The sequence below is a fragment of the Bhargavaea massiliensis genome, assembly GCF_018390575.1.
GTDB lineage: Bacteria > Bacillota > Bacilli > Bacillales_A > Planococcaceae > Bhargavaea > Bhargavaea massiliensis.
In genome coordinates this window covers 80379-105595 of sequence record NZ_JAHBCJ010000001.1, presented here as the reverse complement: position 1 = coordinate 105595, position 25217 = coordinate 80379, and the positions used below count along the sequence as shown (strand labels likewise).

Below are 25217 nucleotides of genomic sequence, written 5' to 3'. Positions count from 1 at the left end.
CTCCTGTAGTGGATGTGTCATAGGTGTCAGTGTTTCTCGAATGTGCCGAACACGATGATTTCGCCGTCTTCCATCAGGCGCCGTCCTTTGGCGAAGACGTCGCGCAGGGCGAGCGTGTCCTTGTCGAGAATGAGCAGGTCGGCATCGGCACCTTTCGCGACGATGCCTTTGCGATTCAGTTTCAGCGCGCGTGCAGTGTTGGAAGTGAAGAGCGGGAGGACTTCTTCGAGCGGGAGTCCGTGCTCGTTCACGCTTGAGACGAACTGCTCGTACAGCGTCCTCATGCTGGCGACGCCGAGGCGGGTCATCACGCCGGCATCGTTGAAGACGGGCAAGCTTCCATTGCCGTCGGACGAGACGGTCAGCTGGTTCATGTCGCCGCCGTTTTCCTTGTAGTAGCGGATCCATTCGCCGGTCTTGCCGTCTGCTGTAATGTCGACGAACGAGCCGCGTGCGGCCAGGCGGATTGCGTCATCGACGAGGCCCCGGCTGCGTGTAATGTGGGTCGCATAAAGCGTGGTCGGCGGAATCTCGTAATGGTCGAGCAGTTCATGCAGCTGGGATAGATAGGCCTTTCCCGGGCCGGTGTGGAAGTGGACGACGCCGGCTTTTCCGCTGAGGAGCCCTCCGACCCGTGCCTGTGCGGCGAGTTTCGAAAGTTCTTCGACCGTCGGCTGGCCGGAGCGGGAATCCGAGATGGCGATTTCGGCGATGCCGACCACTTTGTCGATCAGGATGATATCGTCTTTCGCGCTGCCGGTGATCGTCGGGGTGTCGACGTCATAGTTTCCGGTATATATGTAGGTGGTGACACCTTCCTCCTCGAGGCCACGGGCTTTTGCCAGAAGGGAGGTCATGTGCCGGGTCGTACCGTCGGTGCCGAGCAGGCCGACTGCGGTCGTGATGCCGCCGCTGATCATATCGCTCAGCTGCAGCTCAGGCGTGCGTGTGGCGAAGCCGCCTTCGCCGCCTCCACCGATAAAGTGGACATGGGGGTCGATCAGCCCGGGAATGACGAGATTCCCTTCGGCATCGATGATCGTCACTTCGGCGCCGGAGTTCTTGAGGGCGGCTTCGTCGATTTCTCCGATTTTAAGGACTTCATTGCCCGCGAACAGGATGGAATGGGTTCCGAGTGGTTCGGGAGCATAAATTTCAGCATTTTTGATGAACGTCAGCATGTCGCGTCAGCCTCCTTATTTGACTACTATATTCAAACTACTCTTTCGTGTCACTGAAATTATTAAAGTAATAATATTTAGAATACGGTTCTGTGTGTTTAGCTTGAATTTTCATGGGTTTGGTTACAGCTTTTGTTTAATTTGGATAACAAAAACACTGTCCCAGACTTTCAGCTTCCGCTGAATCTGAGACAGTGTGATCTTATGTCCGATTCCAAAACCTCATCGTCCCGATCGCCTTCACAAATTCCTCGCCGAAGTTCTGGGTGTTCGAGGCGAAGACGACGCCGGCCAGGTTGTTTTGCTGGGTGGCCTGGAGGAAGTGGTTCGCGCCCGAGGCGACGCCGATCGGCTTGAAATGCGTATAGGCGACGCGGATAAACTCGACGATGTCCCGGTCGAATTTCTCCTGGTTCCTCGCGCTTCCGCCGACGACGTAGACCGAGTCGACGAGGTACGGGCTGTAGGTGAGGAACGTTTCGTCCACTTTGAGCATCGTGCCGTCGGATGCATGGACCGGGTTGAGGGTGTCGGAGATGATGGCGACAAAGACGCCGTTTTGCTTCAGGGTCTCGAGAGTCCGGCCGACTTCCTGGCTGTCGTAGCCGTCGCCGATCAGGACGCCGACTTTCTGGGTGGCCGGGGATTTCGGTGTGCTGTACTGGCTGAGCGAGTTGTAGCGGGCCTCTGCACCGACCTGGGAATTGTTCGATCGCCGGACGCCGATGTTGTCGGCGACGACGGCGGCCATGCCTTCGTCGACTTTGGCGAGGATGTCGACGTTCTGTTCACGGACGGAGATGTTCCTGCACCGTCCGAGCTGGTAGCTGAGCGCCTCGATCGTGTGCTGCTTCTCGATCGGGGTGAGGGAGTTCCAAAAGATCCTCGGCTGCGAGAAGAAGTCATTGAACGACTCGCTCCGGGCCCGGATCTTGTGGCCCTCGACGTACTGAGGATAATACTCGTAGCCGCCTTCTTCTACCGGGACGGTGTAAGGGGTGTTGTCGGCGAGCGAGTTCTGGTGGTAGTTCACCTGATCCGTGTCGATCCGGTAGCGCATGTAGCCGCGCCGGGTGTTGTTCGTGAACGGACAGAGCGGCCGGTTGATCGGGAGGTCCTGGAAGTTGTTGCTGCCGAGCCGGTGGTACTGGGTGTCCTGGTAGGCCATGAGGCGGCCCTGAAGGACCGGGTCGTTCGAGAAGTCGATGCCCGGTACGACGTTGCCCGGGTTGAAGGCGACCTGCTCGGACTCGGCGTGCTCGTTCGAGATGTTGCGGTTCAGCGTCATCTTGCCGATCAGCTTGACCGGGACGATCTCCTCAGGCCAGAACTTCGCCGGGTCGAGCACGTCGAAGTCGAAGTTGAACTCGTCTTCCATCGAGATCAGCTGGACACCGAGCTCGTACTCCGGGTAGTAGCCCTTGTCGATCGCCTCGCGGAGGTCGCGGCGGTGGAAGTCCGGGTCGATCCCGCCGATCTTGATCGCTTCGTCCTGAAGCAGCGAGTGGACGCCGAGCACCGGCTTCCATACAAACCGGACGAATGTCGCAACGCCTTCCGCGTTCACGAACAGGTACGTGTTGATCGACCACGATTCCATCATCCGGTAGCTTCGGAGGATGCCGCGGTCAGACATGACCCACAGTGTCATGTGGAGGGCTTCCTGGTTGTTCGCGACGTAGTCCCAGAACCGGTCATGGGCGCCGGTCGCGGTCGGGATGCCATCGTCCTGCTTGGCCTGGTAGGCGTGGATCACATCGGGGAACTTCATGGCGTCCTGGTTGATGAGGACCGGCATCGCGATCGTCGTCAGGTCATAGTTGCCTTCCTCGGTGTAGAACTTCACTCCCTTGCATCGGAGGTCGCGGGCGGTGTCGTACGAGCCGCGAGGCCCCTGGACGGTGGAGAACCGGACGAACGTCGGCGTCTTTTTCCCGGGCTTCTGGAGAAACCCGGCCTTCGTGAACTCGGCCATCGACTCATAGCACTCGAACTCGCCGTACGCCCCGTAGCCCCGAGCGTGTACGACCCGCTCCGGGATTTCTTCCCGCAGGAAGTGGGTCATTTTCTCGAAGAATTGATAGTCCTGCCGGAGCGCCGGGCCGCGGACGCCTGCCTTCAGCTGCTCCGAGTCGCCTGCCCGCTTCACGGACGCGTTCGTCGTCATCGGATTGCCGGTGTTCCGGATGCGGTACTCGTCTAGTTGCCGCTGCTTGGGATTGTCGGGACCTTCGAACGCTTCCAGGCCTTTATAGTCGTCGCTGCCTTCGCCGCCCTGGCCTTCGTTTTCCGGCCCTGGTGGAAACTGATCCATGTCATCACCCGTCCTTTCGTTTTCCATTCGCCTGTAAATGTATGCTTGAGGGTAGGGGAACATTCCCTTCATGGGAAGGGTTGCCAAGCAACCGAGTGATGATTCAGGGAAAGGAGAAATGGGGAAGGTTCATAAAGTGGGAACGACATCGGGGCAGGAATCGCCGCAATGATTAGCCAGCTTCACAAAATTAGGAGGACATCACATGCCAGTGCTCTTGCAAGTCGATTTCAAAACAGAAGGCCCATTCGGCCGGGAAATGTCGGAAGCCTACACGGACCTCGCCCAAAGCATCACCGGCGAGCCGGGCTTCCTCTGGAAAATCTGGACGGAAAGCGAAGAAAACCGGGAAGCCGGCGGCATCTACCTGTTCGAGACGAAACAGCACGCCGAGGACTATCTCGCCATGCACACCGCCCGCCTCCAAAGCTTCGGCATCACCGGGATCCGCGGCCGGATTTTCGACGTAAATGGACCGCTGACCGAAATGACGTCCGGGCCGGTCGGGTGAAGGTTTAATGAACACGGCCTGCAGACAACCCAAATAGAACCAGTTGATCCCGGCAGGCTGCCGGGACCATTTTTATCTCCCGAAACTCACATTCTTTCCTGAGAAACACGGTTAACTCAAAGTATTTCAGTCCATCCTTCATCTATGAATCCATTCCTGGAGGGGAGGTGCGGAGGATGAGTGATTTTCTGAAGCGGTTATTCAATGGACAGAGCGGTCAGCCGGAAAAGGGAGGGGCGCAGGGCGCGGTTCCGAAAGAGCCATTATCCCTGGACCTCGATTTTAATACGAAGCGGTTCGAAGACCTGTTCCGCTATCCCCTCAACAGTGCCCTGAAAAGGCGGGAGCTTCGGATTCCGTCTGTTAACCGCAGGGCGGTCGTGTTGTTTGTCGACGGGGCCGCCGATTCGGACAAGATCGCCGAACAGGTCATCAAGCCTCTCATGGAGTGGGAAGCGGGCAGGGAATCGGCGGACCACCTGGTGGACGAACTCAAAAACAACGTCTTGACGATCTCCGGCAGGGAGACCGTCGAAGACCTCAACCAGGCGGTCGCCAAGCTGATCAACGGCAGCGCGGTGCTGTTGATCGACGGCGAGAACCAGGCGATTGCGGTGGACTCCGCCGGCTTTGAAAATCGCTCGGTTTCCGAACCGACCCGGGAGATCGTGATCAAAGGCCCGAAAAGCGCCTTCGTGGAATCGTCGGCCATCAACCACTCCCTCATCCGCAGGCAGGTAAAGGATCACCGGCTGATATCCGAGACGATGACCGTCGGAACCCAATCCCCGCAGAATATCTCTGTCTTGTACCTGAGCCACATTGCGGATCCTCAACTGGTGGAAAACGTGAAGGACAAGATTTCACAGACGGACAGGGACGCCATTCTGACGCTTTCCCAGATGGAAGAGCTGCTGGAGGAGCGTCCGTATTCGCTGTTTCCTTCCACCATGACGACCGAGCGGCCGGACCGGGCCGGTTCGTTCCTCTTGGAAGGGCATGTCGTGTTGCTGATGGATAACTCACCCGATGCGCTCATCGCCCCGATCACCTTTTGGTCGCTATACCATACGGCGGAGGACCAGTTCCTGCGCTGGGCCTATGGCAACTTCGCAAGGCTGATCCGCCTGTTTGCGCTGTTTTTCTCCTTGCTGATGCCAGCGATCTATCTGGCTGTCGTCACCTTCCACCCGGAAATGATTCCGACCGACCTGCTGCTGGCGATTGCGGCGTCCCGGGAGCGGGTCCCGTTTCCGACGCTGTTGGAGCTGCTCCTTCTGGAACTCACGTTTGAAATCCTGAGGGAAGCGGGCATCCGCGTACCGACTCCGCTCGGAACCACCATCGGGATCGTCGGGGCGCTGATCCTCGGACAGGCGGCCGTCCAGGCCAACCTGGTCAGCCCCCTGCTTGTCGTCGTCATCGCCATCACCGGCCTTTCATCGTTTGCGATTCCCGACGTCGGACTCAGTGTCATGACGCGCATCATCCGGTTTACACTTGTGTTTGCGGCCTATGCGATGGGGTTCATTGGGATCGCGCTTGCGCTTGCGCTCTTGCTGGCCTACGCCACGTCGATCAAGTCGTTCGGGGTGCCGTTTTTCGCGCCGCTTTCCCCCCATATGCCGTCTTCCCGGGACCTGTTGTTTCGGCCGATCATCCGGAAACAATGGCTCCGTCCTTTGTCCATGAAGCCGCGTGATGCCATCAGGTCGAAACCCGAGGGAGGGGACCGCCAATGATCCAAGTGTCCGACGGCAAGATCGGCACAAGGGAGTTTTTCTCTATCCTGTACGGGATGATGGCAATCCGCGTCACCGACTCAACGCCGAACCTGCTGCATGAAACGGGGCTCACGGCAGCCTGGATGATGCCGCTGATTTCCGCGGCGGTCCTGTTTGTGCCATTGATGATGATGCTTTCCCTCCTGAAGAAAGGCGATACCGATACCGACCTGCTCCAGCTGCTGACGGAATCGACCGGGAGCATTCTGGGACGCCTGATCACTTTTCTCATATTCGCGTCCGTCTTCTCGTCAACGGTGCTCAACGGCCGGAGCTACGGGGACATTGTCACGGTGATGTATTATCCTGATACCGCTTTGTTGATCGTCATGACGCTTCTGCTGGGTGCGGCGCTTTATATCTCGCACAGGGGGCTGGAGGCCATCGGCAGGACCGCCTTGCTGGTGGTCCCGGTCTTCATGGTGACCTCGGTGATTCTCGTCTTGGGAGTGGCCAGTCAGCTGAATTTTCTTTATCTCTTTCCGATTGCCGGCGCGGGAGGGTGGGAAGTCATCAAGGGCGGCGTAGGGTACAGTTCGTTTTTCGCGGACATCATCATCGTCGGGGTGCTGGCTTCCCGGGTGCGGACATTCGAGGCGTTCCGGAAAGCGTCCATCTGGGGGTTGTGGGTGCCGGCATTCAAGATGGCGCTTTTTTTGGCGGTCTTCGTCATGATATTCGACTACCCTGCCGTGAGGAACATTGCGTATCCGTATCACCATCTCACCCGGATGGCCATGATTGGGTCTCTGGCAAACCACGTGGAAGCCTTCTTCCTGGCGCTATGGTTTATCGGCGCCGCCATTCACTTTGCGACTTACCTGTACATTTCCGCTTATTTGCTCGGCAAATTGATCGGCTATCCGCCGTATAAACGGCTTCTTCTACCTCTGGCGGGTGCGGCTGTCGTTCTTGGGATGATGCCGGAAAACCATTTGCAGGGGGACCATCTCCGAAAACTGCTGCTCCAGTCCACATCCGTCTTTTTCCTCTTGTTGCCTGTGTTGTTATGGGGATTGGACCGGTTCAGAAAGAAGGGAAAGCGATGAGAAGGAACGGATGGAAGCTTGGAATGGTTTTGATGATCCTGCTGCTTGTGTCAGGGTGCGGGGAGCGCCGGGAATTGGAGACGTCGGCTTTTGTCTCGGTCATCGGACTGGACAAAGCGGAACAGGACCATCAGGTGAAGGTTACCTTCCAGGTCTCCAACCCCCAGGTCAATACGACACAATCAGCGGAAGCGCAGAAGGAACCGCCTTCGGACATTGTCACCATCACCTCGGTGGATCTGCTGTCCGCCAAGGAACTGGCGCAATCCTCCCTTTCCAGGGAGATCACGTTCTCCCATCTCCAGACGATCATCGTCGGGGAGGAACTCGCCAGAGACGACCTGTTCAAGCACATCATCGGCTCTGCGATCATTGATCCGGAAATGAGGCGCGAAACGATCATGATCGTCTCGAAAGAACGGGCGCAAGCGTTCATCCATGCCAACAAGCCGACGATGGAAACGCGTCCGCACAAGTACTACCAGTTCATGAAGGACAATTGGAAAAAGACGGGATTCTCCCCGGTTTCCAATTTGAATGCCTTTTTCCAGCGGACTGAGGGGGAACTGTTTCTGGCGGCTTATGCCACCGCGGAAAGAGATCCGATTGGGATCCGGCATGACGATGACTACTCGGCAGGCGAAGTGCCGCAAGATTCGGGAGATCCCGTGCAAATGATCGGCTCGGCCGTCATGCAGGAGGGCAAGATGGTCGGAATGTTAAACGGAGAGGAAACAAGAATCTCCCAACTGCTCAGGAGAAAGAACCTGATCGAGACCATGACGGCTGAATTTCCCGATCCATTAAATGAGAACTATCAGATCTCCCTCGTCCTGAACCAAAGCTCACACACCGAAATCGAGGTGGACACGGACCGGTCTCCGGTCAAAATTGACGTGAAGGTTCCGCTTCAAGTCAAAGTCAACTCCAACATCGCCCTTGAAGACTTCACTGCCAGCCAAAAAAGGCGGGATGCCCTGAGGGAAATGGTTAAAGAGAAGATGGAAGAGGCGTCCGATTCGCTGATCAAAAAGCTGCAGGAAGACTACACCGGGGAACCGTTCGTCTGGTACGCCACGGCCAGGAGAAACTTCTGGACCGTGAGCGGGTTTGAAAATTTTGAGTGGGGAGAGAAGTTCAAAGAGGCCGATGTCGATGTGCACTACGAGGTCTCGGTCACCAGCTTTGGCGAACAGCTCAGCCCGCCCGCCTTCAAAAAGTTTGAGGAAGACAAATGAAAAACAGAACCGCCGGAAGGGTTGAAGGCCCTCCGGCGGTTCTTGTTGTATGGCGGATTGGGTTACGGAGATACTAGATTAAGCGGATTACTGACCGCCGTTTTTCATTTGCTGCTGGGCTTGGGCGATCAGGCGCTTTGTGATTTCTCCGCCGACGGAACCGTTGGCACGCGCTGTCGAGTTTTCACCCAGTTGTACGCCGAATTCACGTGCAATCTCTTCCTTCATCTGATCGAGTGCCTGGCGTACGCCCGGTACAAGCAGCTTGTTGGAATTGTTGTTGTTGTTTGGCATGTCGTTTTCGCCTCCTTTGTGCAGTTAGAATAACCGCTGGAGGCGGAACAATTCGATGAGATATTTTCCAGTTCATCTGTGATACAGTAAGTTAAGGGTAATTTTAGGTGGAGAATCATGAAGGCATTAAGGATAGCGGGAACGTTTATTGCCATCATGTTCATTGGATATTTGGTGTTTACGATGATTCGGATGAACTTCCCGTCTAATCAGGCAATCGATGTCTCTGAATATGAGGATGGAAACTTAACCGAGGGAGAGATCCCGCGAGAAGTGAATGAAACGGGTCTCAGAAATGGGGAAAAGGCCCCTGATTTTCAATTGGAGAATCTGGCCGGAGAGACTGTCAGCTTGTCGGACTTCCGCGGCAAAAAAGTCATTCTTAATTTCTGGGCGACCTGGTGTCCTCCATGCAGGGAAGAAATGCCCGAGATGCAATCGTACTATGAAGAAAAAACGAATGATCGGTTTGAAATTATCGCCGTCAATGCGACAACGACCGAACAAAGTAGCGGATAGGCAGTGGAACCTTTCGCTGCGGAACTCGGTTTGACTTTCCCGATCTTGATGGATATGGAAGGAACAATTACAGATCAATTTGAAGTAATGTTTTTTCCGACGACCTACTTATTGGATGAAGATGGTGTGATCATCGAACGTATCGTGCTCCCGCTAAATGAGCAATTGCTTGCCGATAAGATAAAGTGAAAAAGCAGCAGGCATCGATTCATTGCCAGCTGCTTTCATTTTATCTTAGGGAAAAAACCGTTTCGCCAAGCACGTCTTCCGTTTCAAACGAACCGTCCTGAAGCTCACGGGCGACGAAGCTGTCCACTTCGGTTTGGGGAATTCCGTAGAGCACTTCGATCTCTTTGGAGAAAAGCCGCTTTTCTTTCCCCAGGACGGTCTGGAGGTTCGGCGTGTCCGCTGCTTTCGGCTCGCCTTCGGTGAGGACTTGTTTCAGGGCTTCTTCGTACGCCTCGAGCGGGCGGGCGCCGACGATTTTGACGCCCTGCTGGTTTTTGTTGACTAGAACGATCGTCGGGAAGCCGCGGGCACCGAGGCTTGCGGCTGTCCGGAAATCTTCTTCGAGCAGCTGCTGCGCTTCCGGTGTTTCGGATTCCTTCACGATGGCGTCTCCGTCAAGTCCGAGTCCGTCGACGATTTCCTTCAGGACGCCGGCGTCGGAAATGTTGCGGTTAAAGGCGAACAGCTCCTCGCGGGCGCGGCGGAGGAAGAGGGGTGCGAGAGACGGATCGTACTTCTGGACAACTTTGAACACGCGGGACGGGATGAATGACGATGTGACGGGATCTGTGTGCCAGAGCGAGCCGTCGATCGGCATCCGGCTGTGCTCGCCGACTTCCCGCCAGTGCGACGCGACGTCCTGCGGCCCTGAAATTCCGTTGGCGCGGTCGGCGAAACCGTCCCATTTCTCGAGCAGGCCGCCCATGACCGTGTGGATGTTCAGGTGGTCGCGGTACCGCTCCGTGAACGCGCGGAACTGCGGCTCAAGCGCCCAGCAGTGCGAGCAGATCGGGTCGGTCACATAGTACAGGTCGACTTTTTCCTTCGGCTTGCTGAAGTCGAGCATCTGGAAACCGGTCGCGTTCGCCTCTCCCGGATCGCCGCAAATGCCGGTCTCCATGTCGCAGATCAGGTTGTTCTTGTTCATCATTCTTCCTCCTTTGTTGGGCTGAGTTAGACGTCGAGATGCTGTTGGGCCCATTCCTGGATGGGCTTCAGGCTTTCGGCCAGTGACGCGCCTTTGTCGGTCAGGCGGTAGCGGATGCTGACCGATGGCTCGTGATGGACAGTCTTCTCGATGAGGCCGGCCTCTGCCAGTTCGGTGAGCTTGAGCGACAGCGCGCGGGGCGTCATGCCGATGAGGTCCTGCTTCATCTCCGAGAAGTGGGCGGCATGGTTCTCGCGTGACCACAGATAGTGGACCAGCTGCCCGTTCCACTTCTTGCCGAGGATCTGGAACGCGGCCTCCATATAGGGACAAGTCTGCAAGGGCACGCCTCCTTTTGTGTGTTTGTGATGTTGTATACTTAGTATATCAAGTATAAAAAATACATCAAAAGGTGTGATTGCGAAAGATCATTGTCGGTGGCGGGTGAGTTTGCACATTCGCCCCTTGAGACTGCACATTCACACTGCGAGACTGCACGTTCCTCTTGCGAAATTGCACGTTCACACCGCGAGATTGCACATACACAACAAAAGAAGCATGCAGCCCGGTCCGGGCGGCATGCTTTGTTTAACGCTTATTCGGTTGTGGCCGCGATGGCCGTGTCATTTGTATAGACGGCCTGCCGGTCGATGATCCGCCAGCTGGAGGCGTTCAGTCCCTGGACGGTGACGTCGTTGCCGTTTTCCCTGAGCTTCAGGACCGCCTTGTCGATGGCGCCGACCGCGGAGTCGTCCCATACATGGGAGTCGGTGAAGTCGATGCGGATGTCCTTATTCGTCTCGGTCAAGTCAATGCCGGCGAGGAAGTCCTCGACCGAGGCGAAGAACAGCTGGCCCTGGACGCTGTAGAGAATGCCGGCGTCCGTCAGCTTTTTCTCGACCTTAATCTTCGAGATCTTGACGACGAAGAGGATCGCACTCAGGATAACGCCGGCGATGACGCCTTTGGACAGGTCGTGTGTGGCCACGACGATTCCCATCGTGACGACCATGACCGCCGCGTCCGATTTGGGGGCTTTCCTGAGATAGGAGAACGAGCCCCAGTCGAACGTGCCGATCGACACCATGATCATGATGCCGACGAGGACTGGCATCGGAATCTGGACAACGAGATCGCCGAGTACGATAATCAGGAACATGAGTAGAAGACCCGCTGTCAGCGTGGACAGACGGCCGCGTCCGCCGCTTTTCACGTTGATGACCGATTGGCCGATCATCGCGCAACCCGCCATACCGCCGAAGAATCCGTTGATGAGGTTCGCGATGCCCTGGCCGCGCGCTTCTTTGTTTTTATTGCTTCCCGTATCGGTCATGTCGTCAACAATCTGGGAGGTGAGGAGCGACTCCAGCAGCCCGACGATCGCGAGCGCGAGTGAGTACGGGAAGATAATCGCGAGTGTCTCCAGGTTAAACGGAACGTTCGGGATCAGGAAGGACGGAAGCGTTTGCGAAATCGTGCCGAGGTCGCCGACCGTGCGCAGCTCGAACCCGGAGAAAATCGCCACCGCCGTCAGGGTGACGATTGCGATCAGCGGAGCGGGAACCGCGCGGAAAAATCTCGGGACGATATAGACAATCGCAAGGGTGATTGCCACGAATACATAGGTCATGTTGTTGATGCCGAGAAAATGCGGCACCTGTGCCATGAAGATCAGGATCGCCAATGAGTTGACGAAGCCGATCATGACGGCGCGCGGGATGAATTTCATCAGCTTCGCGATCTTCAGCACGCCGAAGAGGATCTGGATGACCCCGGTGAGGATCGTCGCGGCAAGCAGATAGTCCAGCCCGTGTTCTCGGACGAGCGACACCATGAGAAGCGCCATCGCACCGGTGGCAGCCGAGATCATGCCCGGACGGCCGCCGACGAAGGCGATGATGACCGCGATGCAGAAGGAGGCATATAAGCCGACCATCGGGTCCACGCCTGCTATGATGGAAAAGGCGATCGCCTCGGGGATCAGGGCAAGGGCGACGACGGTCCCCGCCAGGATATCCCCGCGGACGTTGCCGAACCATTCTTTCTTAAGAGTATCTATCAATCGGTACACCTCTTTATTATAATCTGACTGACATATTCTAACACCGTTCGTCCCAAAAGGGAACCCTTTTGGACCTTGTTTTGGTCTACAATAAGATGAAGCTATTCCGGAAAGGAAGTCTATCATGAACTACGCATATATCCGCTGCCTGCCATCGGACCGCGATATGGCGGCGCAAAAGGAGACGCTCGGCACCCATCCGGTCGATGAATGGGTGCAGGAAGAGGAGTACCAGGAAAACGAGGCACTGGATGCGCTATTGGAACGGCTCGGGGAAGGGGACGTGATCTACGTCCACTCGCTCGTCACGCTCGCCCACTCGCCGGCGCATCTTATGGCAGTGCTCGAACAGGTATCGGAGAAAAAAGCCGTTATCCGCTTCCACCGCGAGGAGTTCGACTCCGAACAGCCGCTGTCGCTCACCCTGGAGCAGATGGTCCGCATGTTTACGGAATTCCAGTCGGAAACGGTGAGCCTGGCGACCAGGACCGGCATCGACCGGGCACGCGAAAAAGGCGTCTCCACCGGACGGCCGCGGAAAAAGGACCAAAACGTCCGCGAAGCGCTCCGCATGTACCGCTCCAACCTATACACGCTCGCCGAAATCCGAGAGAAAACGAACATCTCGAAAACGACGCTCTATCGTTATCTCGCATTGGAGAAAGACGAATGAACCCATGCGCCCGGGCGCATGGGTTTCCGTGTGTATCATCGGTGAAAGATCAATAAGCTTCCGTGAAAGATCATTAACGGGGCGCGAAAGATCAATAACGTGCTGTGAAAGATCAGCAAGCCGGAATGCAGGCGGGGGTGAGATTGCATATTTCTCCCTCAAGATTGCACGTTCTCCCCGCGAGATTACACGTTCGCCCCACGAGACTGCACATTCAATATGAAAAAGAAGCATGCTGCCCGGCCTGGGCGGCATGCTTCTTTTCAATTTAAGACTGAACCGGCACAGTGCGGAATGCGCGCATCTGGCCGAGGATCAGCGCACCGACAGTCTGGACGGCGGATTTCGCGATCACTTGGCTGAGGATGGCGATCGGGACGGCTTCCCATGGGATGAATCCGGCGCCAATCGGGCTCATGCCGACGATGACGAAGACGGCCGAGTCGAGGATGCCGCCGACGATGCCGCTGTAGAACACGCGCCATGCGAACGGCACGTTCAGACGGGTGTAGATCTCTGTGTCCGCCGATTCGGCGACGATGAATGCGAGTGCCGAAGCCCCGACGATGGCGAGCGTATCCCCGAGGATAAAGGAGACGGCCGCGGACAGGACGAGTGCGATCCCGATAAACATGTACGTCTTCTTGCGGCCGTACTTGTTCTGGACAAGGTCGCGGAAGATGAATGTCGCTCCGGCAAACAGGGTGCCGACCGGGATGATGAAGATTCCGAATTCAAGCGGCATGAGTGCTGCCGTCGCGACGTTGGCGATCACAATGGAGATCAGGTAAAGGAAGATCCTCATGGCTGTGCCTCCTCCTCAGCCGATCCGTCCGAGGGGAGGACGGTTCCGCCCTTCTTCCCAACGTAGGTTTCAAGGCCTTTTCTGCGCAGGCGGCACGCCGGGCATTCGCCGCAGCCGTCGGCCTGGATGCCGTTGTAGCAGGTGAGTGTCTTTGTGCGGATGTAGTTCAGCTTACCCAGCCGGTCGGACAGTTCCCACACCTGCGATTTGTCGAGCCACATGAGCGGCGTGTGGATGACGAACGGCTCGTCCATCGCGAGGTTGAGCGTGACGTTCAGCGATTTCACGAAAGCGTCGCGGCAGTCCGGATAGCCGCTGAAGTCCGTCTCGGAGACGCCTGTGACGATATGCTTCGCGCCGACCTGGCGGGCCAGGATCCCGGCGAATGAAAAGAAAAGCAGATTCCGCCCCGGTACGAATGTGGACGGGAGCCCGCCGTCCTCGCCGTCCGCGACCTCGATTCCGGTGTCCGTCAGCGCATTTGGCGCGAGCTGGCCGATCAGCGACAGGTCGAGGACATGGTGTTTCACGCCGAGCTCCGCGGCGATGTCTGTTGCGCATTCCACTTCAAGGGCGTGGCGCTGTCCGTAGTCGAACGTCACGGCCTCCACTTCGGCGAAGTTTTCCAGTGCCCAGAACAGGCAGGTCGTGCTGTCCTGGCCGCCGCTGAACACGACGACCGCTTTTTCTTGGTTCATGGGTAATCTCCTTTGATTGAAAACAGGGGGGCTGTTTCCCTTAGTTTTTTAAAGAAGGTCGCTAAGAACTTCTTCCGGATCCGGTCAGCGGTTGTCGATCGTTTCGGGGTTCATGTCATGGTTCATCAGCCGGTAGCTGGCCATTTCCTCATACTTCGTTCCCGGGCGGCCGTAGTTGCACCACGGGTCGATCGAGATGCCGCCGCGCGGCGTGAACTTGCCCCACACCTCGATGTAGCGCGGATCAAGCAGCTTGATCAGGTCGTTCATGATGATGTTCACACAGTCCTCGTGGAAATCTCCGTGGTTGCGGAAGCTGAACAAATACAGCTTCAGCGACTTGCTTTCCACAAGCTTCTTGTCCGGGATGAAGGAAATATACATCGTCGCGAAATCCGGCTGACCCGTGATCGGGCACAAACTCGTGAACTCCGGGCAGTTGAACTTCACGAAATAGTCGCGGTTTGTATGGAGATTATCCACCGCCTCGAGCACTTCCGGGGCGTATTCAGTCGAGTATTGCGTATTCTGATTCCCCAGCAGGGTCAGATCGTTCAAACCTTGTTCTTGGCTTCGGCCAGACATATGAAAAAGCCTCCTTGTATCATGCGCCCGGCATGCACAAGAGAGGCTTGGAAAGCTCCATAAAAAAACAAAAAGCCGTGTCCGGCATGGACATGGCTGAATCGTCATGAACCATAGTTTTTTATAGAGGGTATCCGCTATGAACCTCTCCCCGTGAATCCGGGCATTAACTTGTCGTTATTAGGATATAGGAAATTGGGGGGAGGGTCAATGCCTGCTCAATCTTCCTGGGTCTCATCCATCCGCCACGGCAGCACAGCCTCGAACTCGAGCATGAGGCCGTCTTCTGCTCGGGAAAAGCCAATGGTGAAATCACCGATTGCAGCGGTGACGGATTCATTCCAATGGCCGTCCATAACTTCCGGGCCGTCGAGGAGTCGGCCTGCCAGCTGATAGTGCCCGATATACAGACGCTTGTCCGGGGTCTCCGCCGGGAAATCCGAGAGCAGGTCCGGTAGAGCAGGGGTGACGCCGAGTTCTTCAAACCAGGGAAAGCCGGAAAAGGCTTTTCTGAAGTTCCGGCAATACAGGCATCCGCAGGGTGGGCCGGCACTCAGGTAATGGTCTTGCGTGGCTTCGGGATCCGCTTCGATCCGCCATTTGGCGATCTGCACTGTTTTCATGAGACCACCTGCACCCTGCCTTCCGCCTCGCGCTCTTTCTGCATCTTTTTAAACTTCCGGTCGAGGAAGAAGTTGGCGAATGGCACGAATGCGGCTGCGACGCCAAGCACCGACCAGATGATGTTCCAGCGGACCACGATCTGCGCCAGGAGGAGGGCAAGAACGTACGTGACAAAGATGCCGCCGTGGATTGCGCCGACAATCGACACGGCCAGCGGCATGCCGGCCATATATTTCATCGGCATCGCGATAAATAGCAGGACCAACAGGGATACGCCGTCGGCGATCCCCAAGCCCCGCGCGAATTTCAGTGCAGTGATGGACAATGGAAACTCCGCCTTTCATTTGATTGTTTCCAGTATAAAAGAAACTGGCGCCGGCCGGCTCGTTCCAAGGCTCCCGTTTCTATGACGATTTAATGGCTGATTTCATTTCACAAGTTTGGGCACCCAGCGGATATAGACGAGTTCCCCGGCAAGCTCCACGATCGTCTGTGTCACGATGACGGCCGCGGCCAATGTGCTGACGTCACCGGGAAGCGCAAGGGCGAGGGGGAGGACGACGAGGGAATTTCGGGTGGCCCCGCTAAAAGCCAGCGCGCGGCCCGCCCCGGCATCAAGATGCATCCGTTTGGCGATGAATCGCGAGATCACCGGCATGACGATCATGAAAGCAATGTAGAGCGGGATGACGGTGACGAGCTGTGCGGCAAAGGCAGAGACCTTTCCGATCTGGGAGGCGACGACGGCAAAAAGAGTCAGCGCCATGAATGGGACGGGAAGCCATGCCGAGAGGTCGATCAGGCGGTCGCCTGCGGCAGACTTCCGTGCCAGGAACTGGACGGCGATGGCGATGCCTAGCGGGATTACGATCAGCCCGAAAAACGCATGGAGGAACGGGCCGGATTGCACGATGCCCGCCGCGGACGGCCCCATGAACAGCCAAAGATACACCGGCAACAAAAGCAGTTGCGTGATGAAGAGGACCGGTGTCGACATCAGGACGAGTTTTTCGTCTCCCTTGCCGAGCGCCGTGAACACGATGACGTAATCAATGCAGGGCGTCAGCAAAACGAGGAAAAAACCGAGCAGGAGCGGCGGGTGATCCGGAAGAAATCTTGAAAGGATCCACACCACGGCCGGGACGGCCATATAATTCGTGAGCAAAAGCGCCCCAAGGTACCGGCGGTCTGCGAAAGCTTGCTTAAGCGACACAAATGGAATTTGCGAAAACATGCTGTACATCAGGATCGCGATGATGATGGATATGGATGCGCCGATTTTGTCTGCAAGGCCCGGCGCCATGAATCCAAACCCGAATGCCGCGGCCAGAACAACGATATAAAGCAGCACCTGGTGATTCTCTAATTTTTCCCTATACAACATGATGATCCTCCAGTAACCATGTACTACGGCAACTGTATCATAAGAATTATTGGGCAGGAATGTATGCAATGGAGACCCAAAAAATGCCGCCGAATCCGGCGGCTTTACTATGCTTTTCGTACTCGAACCCAATCGTCTGGCGACACGCAGTCAGTCCGTCGCCCCGGCTGTTCGGCGGTTCATCATTTCACCGGACTGGACATCAAACCGTTCGATGGTCCGTTCCCCGGACTTGCGGTGGTAGACGACTTTTATGAGGCACGCCTCCTCCTGGCTGAATGCGTGGATGGTCACTCGCTTTGTTTCTTCAAAAATGTGTATGGGAACATAGCCGGACCGTGTTTCCAGCTTCTCCATCCAGTCCGCCAGCGGGCTGTCGGTCAGCTCGGCCAGAAACCTTGAGTCTCTCATTGACCGTCTTCCTTTCCATTTAAACTTTAGCAAACATATTGGTTTTTATTGAAATAAGGAAGGGTCAGTTTAATGAGAAGAGAGGTGGTCAGTTGCCTGGTGAATTCGCCTTAATCCCTTCACACTTTCCCTGTCTGAAAAGTGCTACACTAAAAGAAAAATCACCTTACTGGAGGAATGGGAATGAAGACGCTCTGGCACGGGGGGACGTTTGTCACGATGGAACGGGAAGGGCACGCGGTCGAGGCGGTGCTCGTGGAGGACGGCCGGATCATCGCGACCGGTACATATGAAGAGCTGAAAGACCAGGCGGAGCGGGAGGAACATGTCGGCGGGGCGGTTGTTTATCCGGGATTCGTCGATACGCATATGCACCTGATCGGGCACGGCCGGCAGCTGCTCAGCAACAATCTGTCCGCGGTGACATCGTCCGAGGAATTGCTCGCGATCATGCGGAAAGCGGCAGAATCGGTGCCGGACGGCGAGTGGGTGCTCGGAGGAGGCTGGGATGAGAACCTGTTCCCGGACCGGCATGTCCCGACGCTTGCGGAACTGGATGCCGTGACGGACAAGCCGATGATGCTGAAGCGGACGTGCCGCCACATGCTGCTCGCAAACTCGGCGGCTCTGCGGCTTGCGGGCGTTACAAAAGAGACGCCGGATCCGGAAGGCGGCGTCATCGTGCGTGATGCGGACGGACATCCGACCGGTTTCCTGAAGGAAGACGCGCAGGACCTCGTCGAGGCGATCGTCCCGCATCCGTCGGAAGAAGCGATCCGCGCCGCTCTTGAAGCGGCGGTCGATGACCTCGTGTCGATGGGGCTGACGGGGGGCCATACCGATGACCTCGGCTACTTTGGCGGATACGAGAATCCGATGAAAGCGTTCCATGAAGTGCTCGGTGAGGGCAAGCGGAAGTTCCGCGCCCATCTGCTGCGCCGCTCGACTGTCTTCGATGACATGATGAAAGCGGATGTGGCCTACACCGAATGGGCGGAGCCCGGCGCGATGAAGTTCTTTATCGACGGGGCGCTCGGCGGCAAGACCGCCGCGCTGTCGGAGGACTATTCGGATGATCCGGGCAACCGCGGCACGTTCGTCGTCACCCAGGAAGAGACGGAAGAGCTGGTGCGCCTCGCACGCAGCCACGGCGAGGCGATCGCGGTGCACGTGATCGGCGACGCGGCAGCGGAGATGGCGATCGAAGCAATCGAAAAGTACCCGTGCCCGGAAGGCAAGCGCGACCGTCTGATCCATGTGTGCGTGCTGCGCGAGGACCTGGTCGACCGGATGGAAAAGCTTCCGGTCATCCTCGACATCCAGCCGATCTTTGTCGGCTCCGACTTCCCGTGGGCGGCAGACCGCCTCGGCCCGGAGCGGCTTGAGTGGGCATACGCCTGGAAAAAGCTCATGGACCGCGGATTCATCTGCGGCGGCGGCTCCGACACGCCGGTCGACTCCCCGGATCCGCTCCTCGGCATCTACACCGCCGTCGCCCGCAAGCTTCCGGACGACCCGGTGGCAGGCGGCTACCTGCCGGAAGAAAAACTTTCCCGCTACGAGGCGCTCCGACTTTATACGACCGAAGCGGCGAAAGTGCTCGGCCAGGAAGACATCCGCGGCAAAATCGCCCCAGGCCACTTCGCCGACTTTACGGTCGTCGACGCCGATCTTGAGCGCGTCGCGGAAGATGACATCGTGAAGGCGGCTATCGTGATGACGGTGGTCGATGGGGACGTGCAGTTCAGGAAGTGAGCGGAGAGGGGATGGATCGTAACTTTCCCGGCGTGAATTGTAACATTCGTGAGCAGTATCGTAACTTTCCTTGCCGGAATCGTAACATTCACGGGCAGTTTAGAATTGCCTGAATCTCGTCATTCGCAAAAATCGTTCCACCCATCCAGACGGCCGGGCTCACCCACACCGGCCGCACAACATGAGGAGGGATGGCCATGGCTTCACTGGCACGCCCCATCCGCAATTATCTGCCGGGGCTGCTCGTCCTGGCGGGCGGCTTATATACAGTGTGTTACTACTATATGTACTGGCTCCGTGTGTACGGGGCGCTCTGCATTCCCGGCTACGGGGATCCGATCAAGGTGGAAGTGACGCGGGGGATCTGGATCCGGCTGGATGCGATCCTGTTTCCGACGGTGTTCGGGGTGATCCTGACGCTCCTCGGGGTTATGCTCATTTGGAAAAAGAAGTTCGGGGCAGCGGTCGTGGCGCTTGTGCTGAGCGCGACGGTCATCAACTGGCCGGCCTTTGTCCTCATTGCCGGCGGCGCCCTTCTCGGTCTGCTGTTTTGGCGGAAAACACTTTTGCCGGCCATCGATCTTCCCGATGAGACGATGGAATGGCTTGACGCGGAGGCGGGGGGGTCTGTTCTGAAGTCGTTCCGGCGCTTGCCGGCGGAGCGGCTCGTCTACTCGTTCCGCAATGAAGGTGGCGGCCACTTTGTTGTGAAAGAAACGGCGTCCCCGGTAGCTGCCGAACGGGAAGCGCAAGCCCTCGCTGAAGCCGCTGACCGTGGACTTCCCGCACCAAGGGCGATCGCCACGGACGGCCCGTTCCTCCTGATGTCCAAGCTGGACGGGTACCCATTTTTGCAGCCACTTGATTTTGAGGCTTGGATTGGTGAAATTGCGGGTATATTATCCACCACCCACCAGGCCCGCATTTCGGAGATGCAGGCGCCCCCAAGACCGTCTGAACCGGTTATTCCCGGCTGGGCAATCGACCGCGCCAACTGGGAGCGGGCCGCCCGGATCTTCCAGGAGGAAACCGCGGATGCAGCGCCGGCCTTTATCCACGGCAATTTTGAACCGGCCACTGTGCTGTTCCGGGATGGCCAGGCGACCGGCTTGGCCGGATGGGGGCATGCCGGAAGCGGGCCGGCACAGCTGGACGTCGGACGGATGCGGGTCGCGCTCGAGCTGATCCACGGCGGAAACGTGGCGGACCGGTTCCTGGGCACGTATAAAAACTTGTCGAAAGACCGAAGCTTCACCTACAGCAGGTATTGGGACCTACTGGCGGTATATGGCTGGCTCGGACAGGAACCGGCCGGCATCGCTTCCCACTGGAGACGGTTCGGAATCACGACCCTTTCGGAGGATGAAGTGAGACGCCGCCTTGAACGTTTTGTGAAAACCTTGGCAGACTAGGAGTGAGGCCATGAAGGATATCGGGATCCTTCTCCTGTTTATCATCCCCGGCGCGATCATTGCCGTGACGGGGGCCGGCGCCGAATCCATGGCGCTAAAGATCGGATCCATGCTGCTTGCCGCATTGCTCGTGGTCGTGGCGCTGGTCGCGGGGATTCAATCCGTCGCCCAAAGCAGGGAGAAATACGGAAAACGGTGAAAGAGTCCGACTATTTTGGTTATTTCTCCGGTGAATAGGGAATGCTTCACGATAAGTCGTTCCGCTGGTGCGGGGCGGCTTTGCTGTGCCGCGAAACAGCCGCCATCCTGCACGGATGGCGGCTGCTTTCATTTTTCATTTTGCTGGTTGTCTTTCTTGTTTTGCTGTTTGTCCGCGGCGTCCGCGCGGTTGAAGTCGTCCTGATACAGCACTTCCTGCGTGTCGGAGAGGCTGTTGTTTTTTTCGGTCATGCGCTCGTGAGGCTGTTTTTGATCATCTTTCATTCGGGAACCCTCCTTCCATGCTACTCTTAGTATTTCCGTTACAGAACTGCTTAAACGTGGTACAACGGAGTAAGGAAGGAGCGATTTTGAATGAAAGACGGAAAAGCCCGCGCGGACGTGAAGCCCGGCCAGCGTGTGAAGATCGTGCTTAAAAAAGACCAGCGGACGGGCGTGCTGACCGAAGGGGTCGTGAAGGACCTCCTCACGAACTCCCCGACCCATCCCCACGGCATCAAGGTTCGCCTGGAGGACGGACAGGTCGGGCGCGTTAAGGAAATCATCGGATAAGGGAAGGGCGCATGCGGATTGCCGCATGCGTTTTTAATTCCTTAACAAACTCCTAAAACGCGCTTCATATGCCCTTCATACAGGATGGGTATGGTGGGGGCAGAAGGAGCGGGAGGAAGAGCGGATACAGGGAGGCGGCGCGATGAGACGGTTTTTGGTGATCGGGCTTGCGACGTTGTTCTTTTCGGGGTGCAGGATGGATGTGGCCGCGCCGGTGGAGCAGGCGCCGCCGGAGCAACGGGTGGAGGCGGCGGCCCTTCAGGCGGACGTGCTGCCGGAGGTGCCGGCCTACTACGGGGATTACCGGCCGAATCCGTCTTTCACCGATGACCGGCGGCTCAGGAATCCCGGTGAGGTCATGCGCGACAGCCGCGGTGAGATGGAAGTGCTGAAGGCGACCGGCGAGCAAAAGCGGGTGGGTGAGGGTCCCGCCGAGCTGACGGTCAGGGAAACGAAGATTCTCCGCTACGAGCCGGACTCACAGCCGGAATTTGCGTTCGTGAAACTGTTTGTTGAGGTGCGGAACAACGGGGACGAGCCGGTTCATGTGGAGCCGGTATCCGAGATGATTACCAATACGGGCGAGACGCTCCATTGGCAGGAAGAAATTTATCGAGAAGGGCTCGGCGGCATGATGGCACCCGGCGAGGTGAAGGCAGGGAACATCGGGTTTATTGTGGAGGACGCAGGTGCTCAAGTCCTGACCCTCCGTACCGGATCAGATGACGAGGTGGAAATCAGGTTCTAAAGGAAAATACCCGGAGGAGGCGCGATGGATGATTTTCAGGATAATGCGGTCATTTCCTTTTCGGCGGACGGCGCAGAAAGCTTGGGAACCGAACAGGCTCCGGAAAAAGAAAGTCGGCATTCCGATCAGGAGACGGAATACCCCATTTAACGAATGAAGGTAGGGAGGAATCTGGGATGAAACGAACTGCTCTTGTCATCGGACTCGCATCGCTCATTCTTACTGGCTGTTCATGGGAAATGGCAGAGGTGGAGCGGGTTCAAAACGTACACAAAGCGGAAGCGGCTGCACTGCCGGCAACTGAATGGAAGGAAGCGCCGCCTTATTACGAGGGCCACCCGGTCAACCCGCAAGTGACGGACGACAGGTTGCTCCAGCAGCCGGGCGGGACGGTCCTGGACGAACGCGGGGAGGCGGAACTGCTTAAAACAGGCGACGGGAAGCGGATCACGGCAGGCCCGGCCGAACTGACCGTCCGGGAAGCCAAGCTGTTTCATTACTATCCGGACGAGGAACTGATTGACTTCTACCATACATTTACCGATGAAATGGGCTTCCCGGTCGCCAAGATGTTTGTGGAAGTGAGGAATACCGGGAACCACCCGATCCACTTTGAACCCGCCGCTGTTCTGGAGACCGACACCGGTGAAAGCAAGCTTTGGGAGGATGACATCTATCTTGAGGGGCTCGGTGGTGAAGTCGGGCCTGGTGAGACGAAAAAGGGGAGTGTCGGATTTATCCTGGAAGATGGAAACGCCGAACGCCTGACCGTCAGGACTAGCGATGTTGTGGACGGGAGCGGCGAAAAACTCACCGGCGGCACAGAGTTTGAGATCCGGCTGGAATGAGGCGAAGGGGAATAGGAGCCCACAACGCATGCAGACGGCATGTGTTTTTTTATTGGGGTCGTTGGGGGATTAGAGGAGTGCGGTCATGCTGCGGTCGCGAATCTGCAGGCTGCGGCCGCGAAAACGTGGGTTGCAGTCGCGGAATCGTAAGTAGCGGTCGCGAAATCGCAAGCGTCGGACGCGAAACGACAGGTAGCGGCGCACCCAAAAAACGCATGCCAAAGGCGTGCGTGTTCAGCCCGGTTGCGTCCGGAATTTCCGCCCGGTGATCCAGTTTCCGATGATCCCGATCCACAGGACGCCCAGGAACCACCAGCGATAGTCATTGTAAAAGCCTCTTCCGATATCGAAAAACGCCAGCGCCACCGGAATCACGCCGATGATCATCAGCGCAAAAAAGAACTTGCTCAGTTTCTTCATAATTGCACCTGCTTTCAGGAAGTGGAACCGCACATAGATTTCTATGCGTGCTCACCGACCACCGCCCCATTATTCTACACGAAATGAGGATTGCAGGGCACCGCTGTTCATGCAATAATTGGAAATAAAAAGGGGGGTCGTTACATGAGACGGGCGGGGCAGGTGTTGGGATTGATCGGTATGATCGGATTTTTGCTGTTCCTGTCGGCACCTTTGGTGCTGATGGTGCTGTTCGCCGGCGGGCAGGCGTGGCTGCCGGTCACGGTGGCGGCTTTGCTTACGGTGATATTATGGTTCGCCTTCGCCATATTTGGAGTGAAACGGAAAACGTTCGTGTTCGGTATTCCTCTGGCGCTTCTCGCCATCGGGTTTCTCATCGCTGCGCCTTCGCTTTACAAACTGACAAAGCCGGTCGTGCAGGCAGACGGGGTGGACTTATACGAGTATGCGCCGTTTATGGACGGATCAAAGGCGGTTTCGTTGGAGGAACCGGCGTCCTTCGAGATGGAAGGCGACCTGCCCGTGATCGACGGCGCGACGGCGCTTTATCCGATGTACGCTGCGTTCGCGCAGGCGGTGTATCCGGAGAAGGACTACGATCCGTACATGAGTGAAGTGATGTCGAACCGGACCGGCCAGGCGTACGAAAGCCTGATCAATGGCGAAGTGGACCTGATCTTTGTCGCCGGACCATCGGAGGCCCAGCTGGAGCGTGCGAGGCAGGCCGGAAAGGAACTTAAACTCACACCGATCGGCAAGGAAGCGTTCGTCTTTTTCGTCAACAAAAGCAATCCGGTCAAAGGCCTCACACAGGAGGAAATCCGAGGCATCTACTCTGGAACAATCATCAACTGGAAGGAAGTCGGCGGCAAGAGCGAGGAAATCCGGGCCTACCAACGACCGCCGGACAGCGGGAGCCAGACGGCGCTTGAGGCGTTCATGGGGGACACGCCGATTATGGAGGCGCCGACCGAACAGACCGCGGACCTCATGAGCGGCATCATCGAAGACGTTGCCGACTACCGCAACTACGGCGGTGCGATCGGCTACACGTTCCGGTTTTATTCCCAATCGATGATCGGCAACCATGACGTCCGGCTGCTTGCGGTCGACGGCGTGGAGCCGACTGCGGACAACATCCGCTCCGGCGACTACCCGGTCGTCAGCGAACTGTACGCCATCACCGCCGGAACCGACAACCCGAACGTCCAGCCGTTCATCGAATGGATCCTGTCCGAGGAAGGGCAGGAGATTGTGGAGGAGACGGGGTATGTGGGGATTAATCAGTAAGCGTTCAGCCATGCCGGGGGCTGGCAGGTTTCCGTTTAAGGAGGTACCGCTATGTTATTAAGAAAAATACTTGCGATCGGGCTGCTGCTTCTTTTGGGTGCCTGCAGTCAGGAGGAAGCCTCCATCTACCCTGCGGATCTGACGGAGAGGGAGGAGGCCATCCTCAACATGGTGGCCGCTCAGTCATTTGTCTTCGACTTCGATTTTCCCGGTGACAACGGGGAGATTTCGGTATGGATCGAACACTATCAGTCCGGCTGGTTGGACAACGATCGATTCCTGGATGTCACGGCTCCGGTCGCTCAAAACGGGTTTGTCACTTTTGTCAGCACCATTCAGGACACGGACGGGAAACAATTGTTCCACCTTGGCATCAACAATAACGGAGACGCGATAGCTTCATCTTTGGCCATGGAGCCGGAACACTTAGAGGGGATGTCGGGCACTTGGGAAGCATTGCAGGTCGAGAGGAAGTGGGAAACCGACGAAGAAATGGTGTTGGCCTATATCGGCTTTTCTTCCGGCAGCCACATGAGCGGCCTTTCACTAGACTTTTTTGAAGACCCCGACAACCATCTGGATGAGTTGAAGCAATACGACGATGCCTATGTACTGAAAGCAAAAAGGGAAAAATGACCCCTGGCGAATCGGAAGCGCAGGTGGGGAAGACGAGAAAAGGAAAGCG

General features: G+C 57.0%; 28 protein-coding genes and 1 pseudogene. 14 read left to right on the top strand and 15 right to left on the bottom strand.

Going from position 1 to position 25217, the window contains the following annotated elements; genetic code table 11:
• Window positions 1-26 precede the first annotated feature (26 nt).
• Together iadA and KHA84_RS00545 are read right to left on the bottom strand one after the other, a co-directional pair.
• The gene (gene iadA, locus KHA84_RS00550) at window positions 27-1181 is read right to left on the bottom strand and encodes a beta-aspartyl-peptidase (protein ID WP_213421272.1); all 1155 of its coding nucleotides are present in this window, start codon (window positions 1179-1181) and stop codon (window positions 27-29) included.
• A 202-nt stretch (window positions 1182-1383) separates the two neighbouring features.
• Window positions 1384-3495, bottom strand: a complete 2112-nt coding sequence (locus KHA84_RS00545; RefSeq protein WP_236823038.1) for a catalase — start codon at window positions 3493-3495, stop codon at window positions 1384-1386.
• Window positions 3496-3700: 205 nt separating this feature from the next.
• Here KHA84_RS00545 and KHA84_RS00540 point away from each other — a divergent pair, with 205 nt between their 5' ends.
• The 4 genes from KHA84_RS00540 (at window position 3701) to KHA84_RS00525 (ending at window position 8077) form a co-directional block, all read left to right on the top strand.
• Window positions 3701-4006 (top strand): monooxygenase, encoded by a 306-nt coding sequence (locus KHA84_RS00540; RefSeq protein ID WP_157294354.1) that lies wholly within the window; start codon window positions 3701-3703, stop codon window positions 4004-4006.
• 176 nt (window positions 4007-4182) lie between these two features.
• Window positions 4183-5748 (top strand): spore germination protein, encoded by a 1566-nt coding sequence (locus KHA84_RS00535; protein WP_213421271.1) that lies wholly within the window; start codon window positions 4183-4185, stop codon window positions 5746-5748.
• Window positions 5745-6839: a GerAB/ArcD/ProY family transporter gene (locus KHA84_RS00530; RefSeq protein WP_213421268.1), complete on the top strand. Its 1095-nt coding sequence runs from the start codon at window positions 5745-5747 to the stop codon at window positions 6837-6839. The genes KHA84_RS00535 and KHA84_RS00530 overlap by 4 nt, the downstream gene beginning before the upstream one ends.
• Complete coding sequence (locus tag KHA84_RS00525; RefSeq protein WP_213421266.1) at window positions 6836-8077, top strand: Ger(x)C family spore germination protein; 1242 nt, start codon at window positions 6836-6838, stop codon at window positions 8075-8077. The genes KHA84_RS00530 and KHA84_RS00525 overlap by 4 nt, the downstream gene beginning before the upstream one ends.
• 87 nt (window positions 8078-8164) lie before the next feature.
• Here the strand turns inward: KHA84_RS00525 and KHA84_RS00520 are convergent, their stop codons facing one another.
• The gene (locus tag KHA84_RS00520; protein ID WP_213421265.1) at window positions 8165-8371 is read right to left on the bottom strand and encodes an alpha/beta-type small acid-soluble spore protein; all 207 of its coding nucleotides are present in this window, start codon (window positions 8369-8371) and stop codon (window positions 8165-8167) included.
• Window positions 8372-8488: 117 nt separating this feature from the next.
• Here KHA84_RS00520 and KHA84_RS15320 point away from each other — a divergent pair.
• Window positions 8489-9079: pseudogene (locus KHA84_RS15320) on the top strand (TlpA disulfide reductase family protein).
• Window positions 9080-9119: 40 nt separating this feature from the next.
• Here KHA84_RS15320 and KHA84_RS00505 read toward each other — a convergent pair.
• From KHA84_RS00505 to KHA84_RS00495, 3 genes are all read right to left on the bottom strand, one after another.
• On the bottom strand, window positions 9120-10046 hold the full coding sequence (locus KHA84_RS00505; protein WP_213421263.1) for a DsbA family protein: 927 nt from the start codon (window positions 10044-10046) through the stop codon (window positions 9120-9122).
• Window positions 10047-10072: 26 nt separating this feature from the next.
• Complete coding sequence (locus KHA84_RS00500; RefSeq protein WP_213421262.1) at window positions 10073-10387, bottom strand: winged helix-turn-helix transcriptional regulator; 315 nt, start codon at window positions 10385-10387, stop codon at window positions 10073-10075.
• A gap of 254 nt (window positions 10388-10641) precedes the next feature.
• The gene (locus tag KHA84_RS00495; RefSeq protein ID WP_213421261.1) at window positions 10642-12108 is read right to left on the bottom strand and encodes a SulP family inorganic anion transporter; all 1467 of its coding nucleotides are present in this window, start codon (window positions 12106-12108) and stop codon (window positions 10642-10644) included.
• 124 nt (window positions 12109-12232) lie between these two features.
• Here KHA84_RS00495 and KHA84_RS00490 point away from each other — a divergent pair, with 124 nt between their 5' ends.
• Window positions 12233-12781 carry a recombinase family protein gene (locus KHA84_RS00490; RefSeq protein ID WP_213421260.1) on the top strand — a complete coding sequence of 183 codons (549 nt, stop codon included), beginning with the start codon at window positions 12233-12235 and terminating at the stop codon, window positions 12779-12781.
• Between the two features lie 268 nt (window positions 12782-13049).
• Here the strand turns inward: KHA84_RS00490 and KHA84_RS00485 are convergent, their stop codons facing one another.
• The 7 genes from KHA84_RS00485 to KHA84_RS00455 all read right to left on the bottom strand — a co-directional run bounded on the left by KHA84_RS00485 (window position 13050) and on the right by KHA84_RS00455 (window position 17288).
• Window positions 13050-13586 carry a VUT family protein gene (locus KHA84_RS00485; protein WP_213421258.1) on the bottom strand — a complete coding sequence of 179 codons (537 nt, stop codon included), beginning with the start codon at window positions 13584-13586 and terminating at the stop codon, window positions 13050-13052.
• Window positions 13583-14284: a 7-cyano-7-deazaguanine synthase QueC gene (queC, locus tag KHA84_RS00480; protein ID WP_213421256.1), complete on the bottom strand. Its 702-nt coding sequence runs from the start codon at window positions 14282-14284 to the stop codon at window positions 13583-13585. Before queC ends, KHA84_RS00485 begins: the two co-directional genes overlap by 4 nt.
• Window positions 14285-14368: 84 nt before the next feature.
• A complete protein-coding gene (gene queF, locus KHA84_RS00475; protein WP_213421254.1) occupies window positions 14369-14869 on the bottom strand; it encodes a preQ(1) synthase in 501 nt (166 codons plus the stop codon).
• A gap of 218 nt (window positions 14870-15087) precedes the next feature.
• Window positions 15088-15492, bottom strand: a complete 405-nt coding sequence (locus KHA84_RS00470) for a hypothetical protein (protein WP_213421252.1) — start codon at window positions 15490-15492, stop codon at window positions 15088-15090.
• The gene (locus KHA84_RS00465) at window positions 15489-15818 is read right to left on the bottom strand and encodes a DUF3817 domain-containing protein (RefSeq protein ID WP_213421250.1); all 330 of its coding nucleotides are present in this window, start codon (window positions 15816-15818) and stop codon (window positions 15489-15491) included. The genes KHA84_RS00470 and KHA84_RS00465 overlap by 4 nt, the downstream gene beginning before the upstream one ends.
• A gap of 102 nt (window positions 15819-15920) precedes the next feature.
• The gene (locus KHA84_RS00460) at window positions 15921-16877 is read right to left on the bottom strand and encodes an arsenic resistance protein (RefSeq protein ID WP_213421249.1); all 957 of its coding nucleotides are present in this window, start codon (window positions 16875-16877) and stop codon (window positions 15921-15923) included.
• Window positions 16878-17027: 150 nt separating this feature from the next.
• A complete protein-coding gene (locus KHA84_RS00455; protein ID WP_213421248.1) occupies window positions 17028-17288 on the bottom strand; it encodes a hypothetical protein in 261 nt (86 codons plus the stop codon).
• A 183-nt stretch (window positions 17289-17471) separates the two neighbouring features.
• Between KHA84_RS00455 and KHA84_RS00450 the strand changes: the two genes are divergently transcribed.
• The 3 genes from KHA84_RS00450 (at window position 17472) to KHA84_RS00440 (ending at window position 20654) form a co-directional block, all read left to right on the top strand.
• Window positions 17472-19043 (top strand): amidohydrolase, encoded by a 1572-nt coding sequence (locus KHA84_RS00450; protein WP_213421247.1) that lies wholly within the window; start codon window positions 17472-17474, stop codon window positions 19041-19043.
• A gap of 197 nt (window positions 19044-19240) precedes the next feature.
• On the top strand, window positions 19241-20455 hold the full coding sequence (locus tag KHA84_RS00445; RefSeq protein ID WP_213421246.1) for a phosphotransferase: 1215 nt from the start codon (window positions 19241-19243) through the stop codon (window positions 20453-20455).
• Between the two features lie 10 nt (window positions 20456-20465).
• Window positions 20466-20654 (top strand): hypothetical protein, encoded by a 189-nt coding sequence (locus tag KHA84_RS00440; RefSeq protein WP_213421245.1) that lies wholly within the window; start codon window positions 20466-20468, stop codon window positions 20652-20654.
• A 128-nt stretch (window positions 20655-20782) separates the two neighbouring features.
• Here the strand turns inward: KHA84_RS00440 and KHA84_RS00435 are convergent, their stop codons facing one another.
• A complete protein-coding gene (locus KHA84_RS00435) occupies window positions 20783-20938 on the bottom strand; it encodes a YfhE family protein (protein WP_213421244.1) in 156 nt (51 codons plus the stop codon).
• 90 nt (window positions 20939-21028) lie between these two features.
• Between KHA84_RS00435 and KHA84_RS00430 the strand changes: the two genes are divergently transcribed.
• The 3 genes from KHA84_RS00430 (at window position 21029) to KHA84_RS00420 (ending at window position 22822) form a co-directional block, all read left to right on the top strand.
• Window positions 21029-21226 (top strand): YwbE family protein, encoded by a 198-nt coding sequence (locus KHA84_RS00430; RefSeq protein ID WP_213421242.1) that lies wholly within the window; start codon window positions 21029-21031, stop codon window positions 21224-21226.
• A 142-nt stretch (window positions 21227-21368) separates the two neighbouring features.
• Complete coding sequence (locus KHA84_RS00425; RefSeq protein ID WP_213421240.1) at window positions 21369-21974, top strand: DUF4352 domain-containing protein; 606 nt, start codon at window positions 21369-21371, stop codon at window positions 21972-21974.
• A gap of 176 nt (window positions 21975-22150) precedes the next feature.
• Window positions 22151-22822, top strand: a complete 672-nt coding sequence (locus KHA84_RS00420) for a hypothetical protein (RefSeq protein WP_213421238.1) — start codon at window positions 22151-22153, stop codon at window positions 22820-22822.
• Between the two features lie 234 nt (window positions 22823-23056).
• Here the strand turns inward: KHA84_RS00420 and KHA84_RS00415 are convergent, their stop codons facing one another.
• Window positions 23057-23242, bottom strand: coding sequence for a hypothetical protein (locus tag KHA84_RS00415; protein ID WP_213421237.1), 186 nt, complete (start codon window positions 23240-23242; stop codon window positions 23057-23059).
• Between the two features lie 144 nt (window positions 23243-23386).
• On the opposite strand from KHA84_RS00415, the gene KHA84_RS00410 reads away from it, so the two are divergent.
• A complete protein-coding gene (locus KHA84_RS00410; protein ID WP_213421236.1) occupies window positions 23387-24532 on the top strand; it encodes a substrate-binding domain-containing protein in 1146 nt (381 codons plus the stop codon).
• Between the two features lie 51 nt (window positions 24533-24583).
• Window positions 24584-25168: a hypothetical protein gene (locus KHA84_RS00405; protein ID WP_213421235.1), complete on the top strand. Its 585-nt coding sequence runs from the start codon at window positions 24584-24586 to the stop codon at window positions 25166-25168.
• Window positions 25169-25217: the final 49 nt, after the last annotated feature.

What these genes read in the sequence shown, in the direction of transcription:
- iadA (WP_213421272.1), bottom strand. Translation starts at nt 1,181, where the DNA reads ATGCTGACGTTCATCAAAAATGCTGAAATTTATGCTCCCGAACCACTC.
- KHA84_RS00545 (WP_236823038.1), bottom strand. Translation starts at nt 3,495, where the DNA reads ATGGATCAGTTTCCACCAGGGCCGGAAAACGAAGGCCAGGGCGGCGAA.
- KHA84_RS00540 (WP_157294354.1), top strand. Translation starts at nt 3,701, where the DNA reads ATGCCAGTGCTCTTGCAAGTCGATTTCAAAACAGAAGGCCCATTCGGC.
- KHA84_RS00535 (WP_213421271.1), top strand. Translation starts at nt 4,183, where the DNA reads ATGAGTGATTTTCTGAAGCGGTTATTCAATGGACAGAGCGGTCAGCCG.
- KHA84_RS00530 (WP_213421268.1), top strand. Translation starts at nt 5,745, where the DNA reads ATGATCCAAGTGTCCGACGGCAAGATCGGCACAAGGGAGTTTTTCTCT.
- KHA84_RS00525 (WP_213421266.1), top strand. Translation starts at nt 6,836, where the DNA reads ATGAGAAGGAACGGATGGAAGCTTGGAATGGTTTTGATGATCCTGCTG.
- KHA84_RS00520 (WP_213421265.1), bottom strand. Translation starts at nt 8,371, where the DNA reads ATGCCAAACAACAACAACAATTCCAACAAGCTGCTTGTACCGGGCGTA.
- KHA84_RS00505 (WP_213421263.1), bottom strand. Translation starts at nt 10,046, where the DNA reads ATGAACAAGAACAACCTGATCTGCGACATGGAGACCGGCATTTGCGGC.
- KHA84_RS00490 (WP_213421260.1), top strand. Translation starts at nt 12,233, where the DNA reads ATGAACTACGCATATATCCGCTGCCTGCCATCGGACCGCGATATGGCG.
- KHA84_RS00485 (WP_213421258.1), bottom strand. Translation starts at nt 13,586, where the DNA reads ATGAGGATCTTCCTTTACCTGATCTCCATTGTGATCGCCAACGTCGCG.
- queC (WP_213421256.1), bottom strand. Translation starts at nt 14,284, where the DNA reads ATGAACCAAGAAAAAGCGGTCGTCGTGTTCAGCGGCGGCCAGGACAGC.
- queF (WP_213421254.1), bottom strand. Translation starts at nt 14,869, where the DNA reads ATGTCTGGCCGAAGCCAAGAACAAGGTTTGAACGATCTGACCCTGCTG.
- KHA84_RS00470 (WP_213421252.1), bottom strand. Translation starts at nt 15,492, where the DNA reads ATGAAAACAGTGCAGATCGCCAAATGGCGGATCGAAGCGGATCCCGAA.
- KHA84_RS00460 (WP_213421249.1), bottom strand. Translation starts at nt 16,877, where the DNA reads ATGTTGTATAGGGAAAAATTAGAGAATCACCAGGTGCTGCTTTATATC.
- KHA84_RS00455 (WP_213421248.1), bottom strand. Translation starts at nt 17,288, where the DNA reads ATGAGAGACTCAAGGTTTCTGGCCGAGCTGACCGACAGCCCGCTGGCG.
- KHA84_RS00450 (WP_213421247.1), top strand. Translation starts at nt 17,472, where the DNA reads ATGAAGACGCTCTGGCACGGGGGGACGTTTGTCACGATGGAACGGGAA.
- KHA84_RS00445 (WP_213421246.1), top strand. Translation starts at nt 19,241, where the DNA reads ATGGCTTCACTGGCACGCCCCATCCGCAATTATCTGCCGGGGCTGCTC.
- KHA84_RS00440 (WP_213421245.1), top strand. Translation starts at nt 20,466, where the DNA reads ATGAAGGATATCGGGATCCTTCTCCTGTTTATCATCCCCGGCGCGATC.
- KHA84_RS00435 (WP_213421244.1), bottom strand. Translation starts at nt 20,938, where the DNA reads ATGAAAGATGATCAAAAACAGCCTCACGAGCGCATGACCGAAAAAAAC.
- KHA84_RS00430 (WP_213421242.1), top strand. Translation starts at nt 21,029, where the DNA reads ATGAAAGACGGAAAAGCCCGCGCGGACGTGAAGCCCGGCCAGCGTGTG.
- KHA84_RS00425 (WP_213421240.1), top strand. Translation starts at nt 21,369, where the DNA reads ATGAGACGGTTTTTGGTGATCGGGCTTGCGACGTTGTTCTTTTCGGGG.
- KHA84_RS00420 (WP_213421238.1), top strand. Translation starts at nt 22,151, where the DNA reads ATGAAACGAACTGCTCTTGTCATCGGACTCGCATCGCTCATTCTTACT.
- KHA84_RS00415 (WP_213421237.1), bottom strand. Translation starts at nt 23,242, where the DNA reads ATGAAGAAACTGAGCAAGTTCTTTTTTGCGCTGATGATCATCGGCGTG.
- KHA84_RS00410 (WP_213421236.1), top strand. Translation starts at nt 23,387, where the DNA reads ATGAGACGGGCGGGGCAGGTGTTGGGATTGATCGGTATGATCGGATTT.
- KHA84_RS00405 (WP_213421235.1), top strand. Translation starts at nt 24,584, where the DNA reads ATGTTATTAAGAAAAATACTTGCGATCGGGCTGCTGCTTCTTTTGGGT.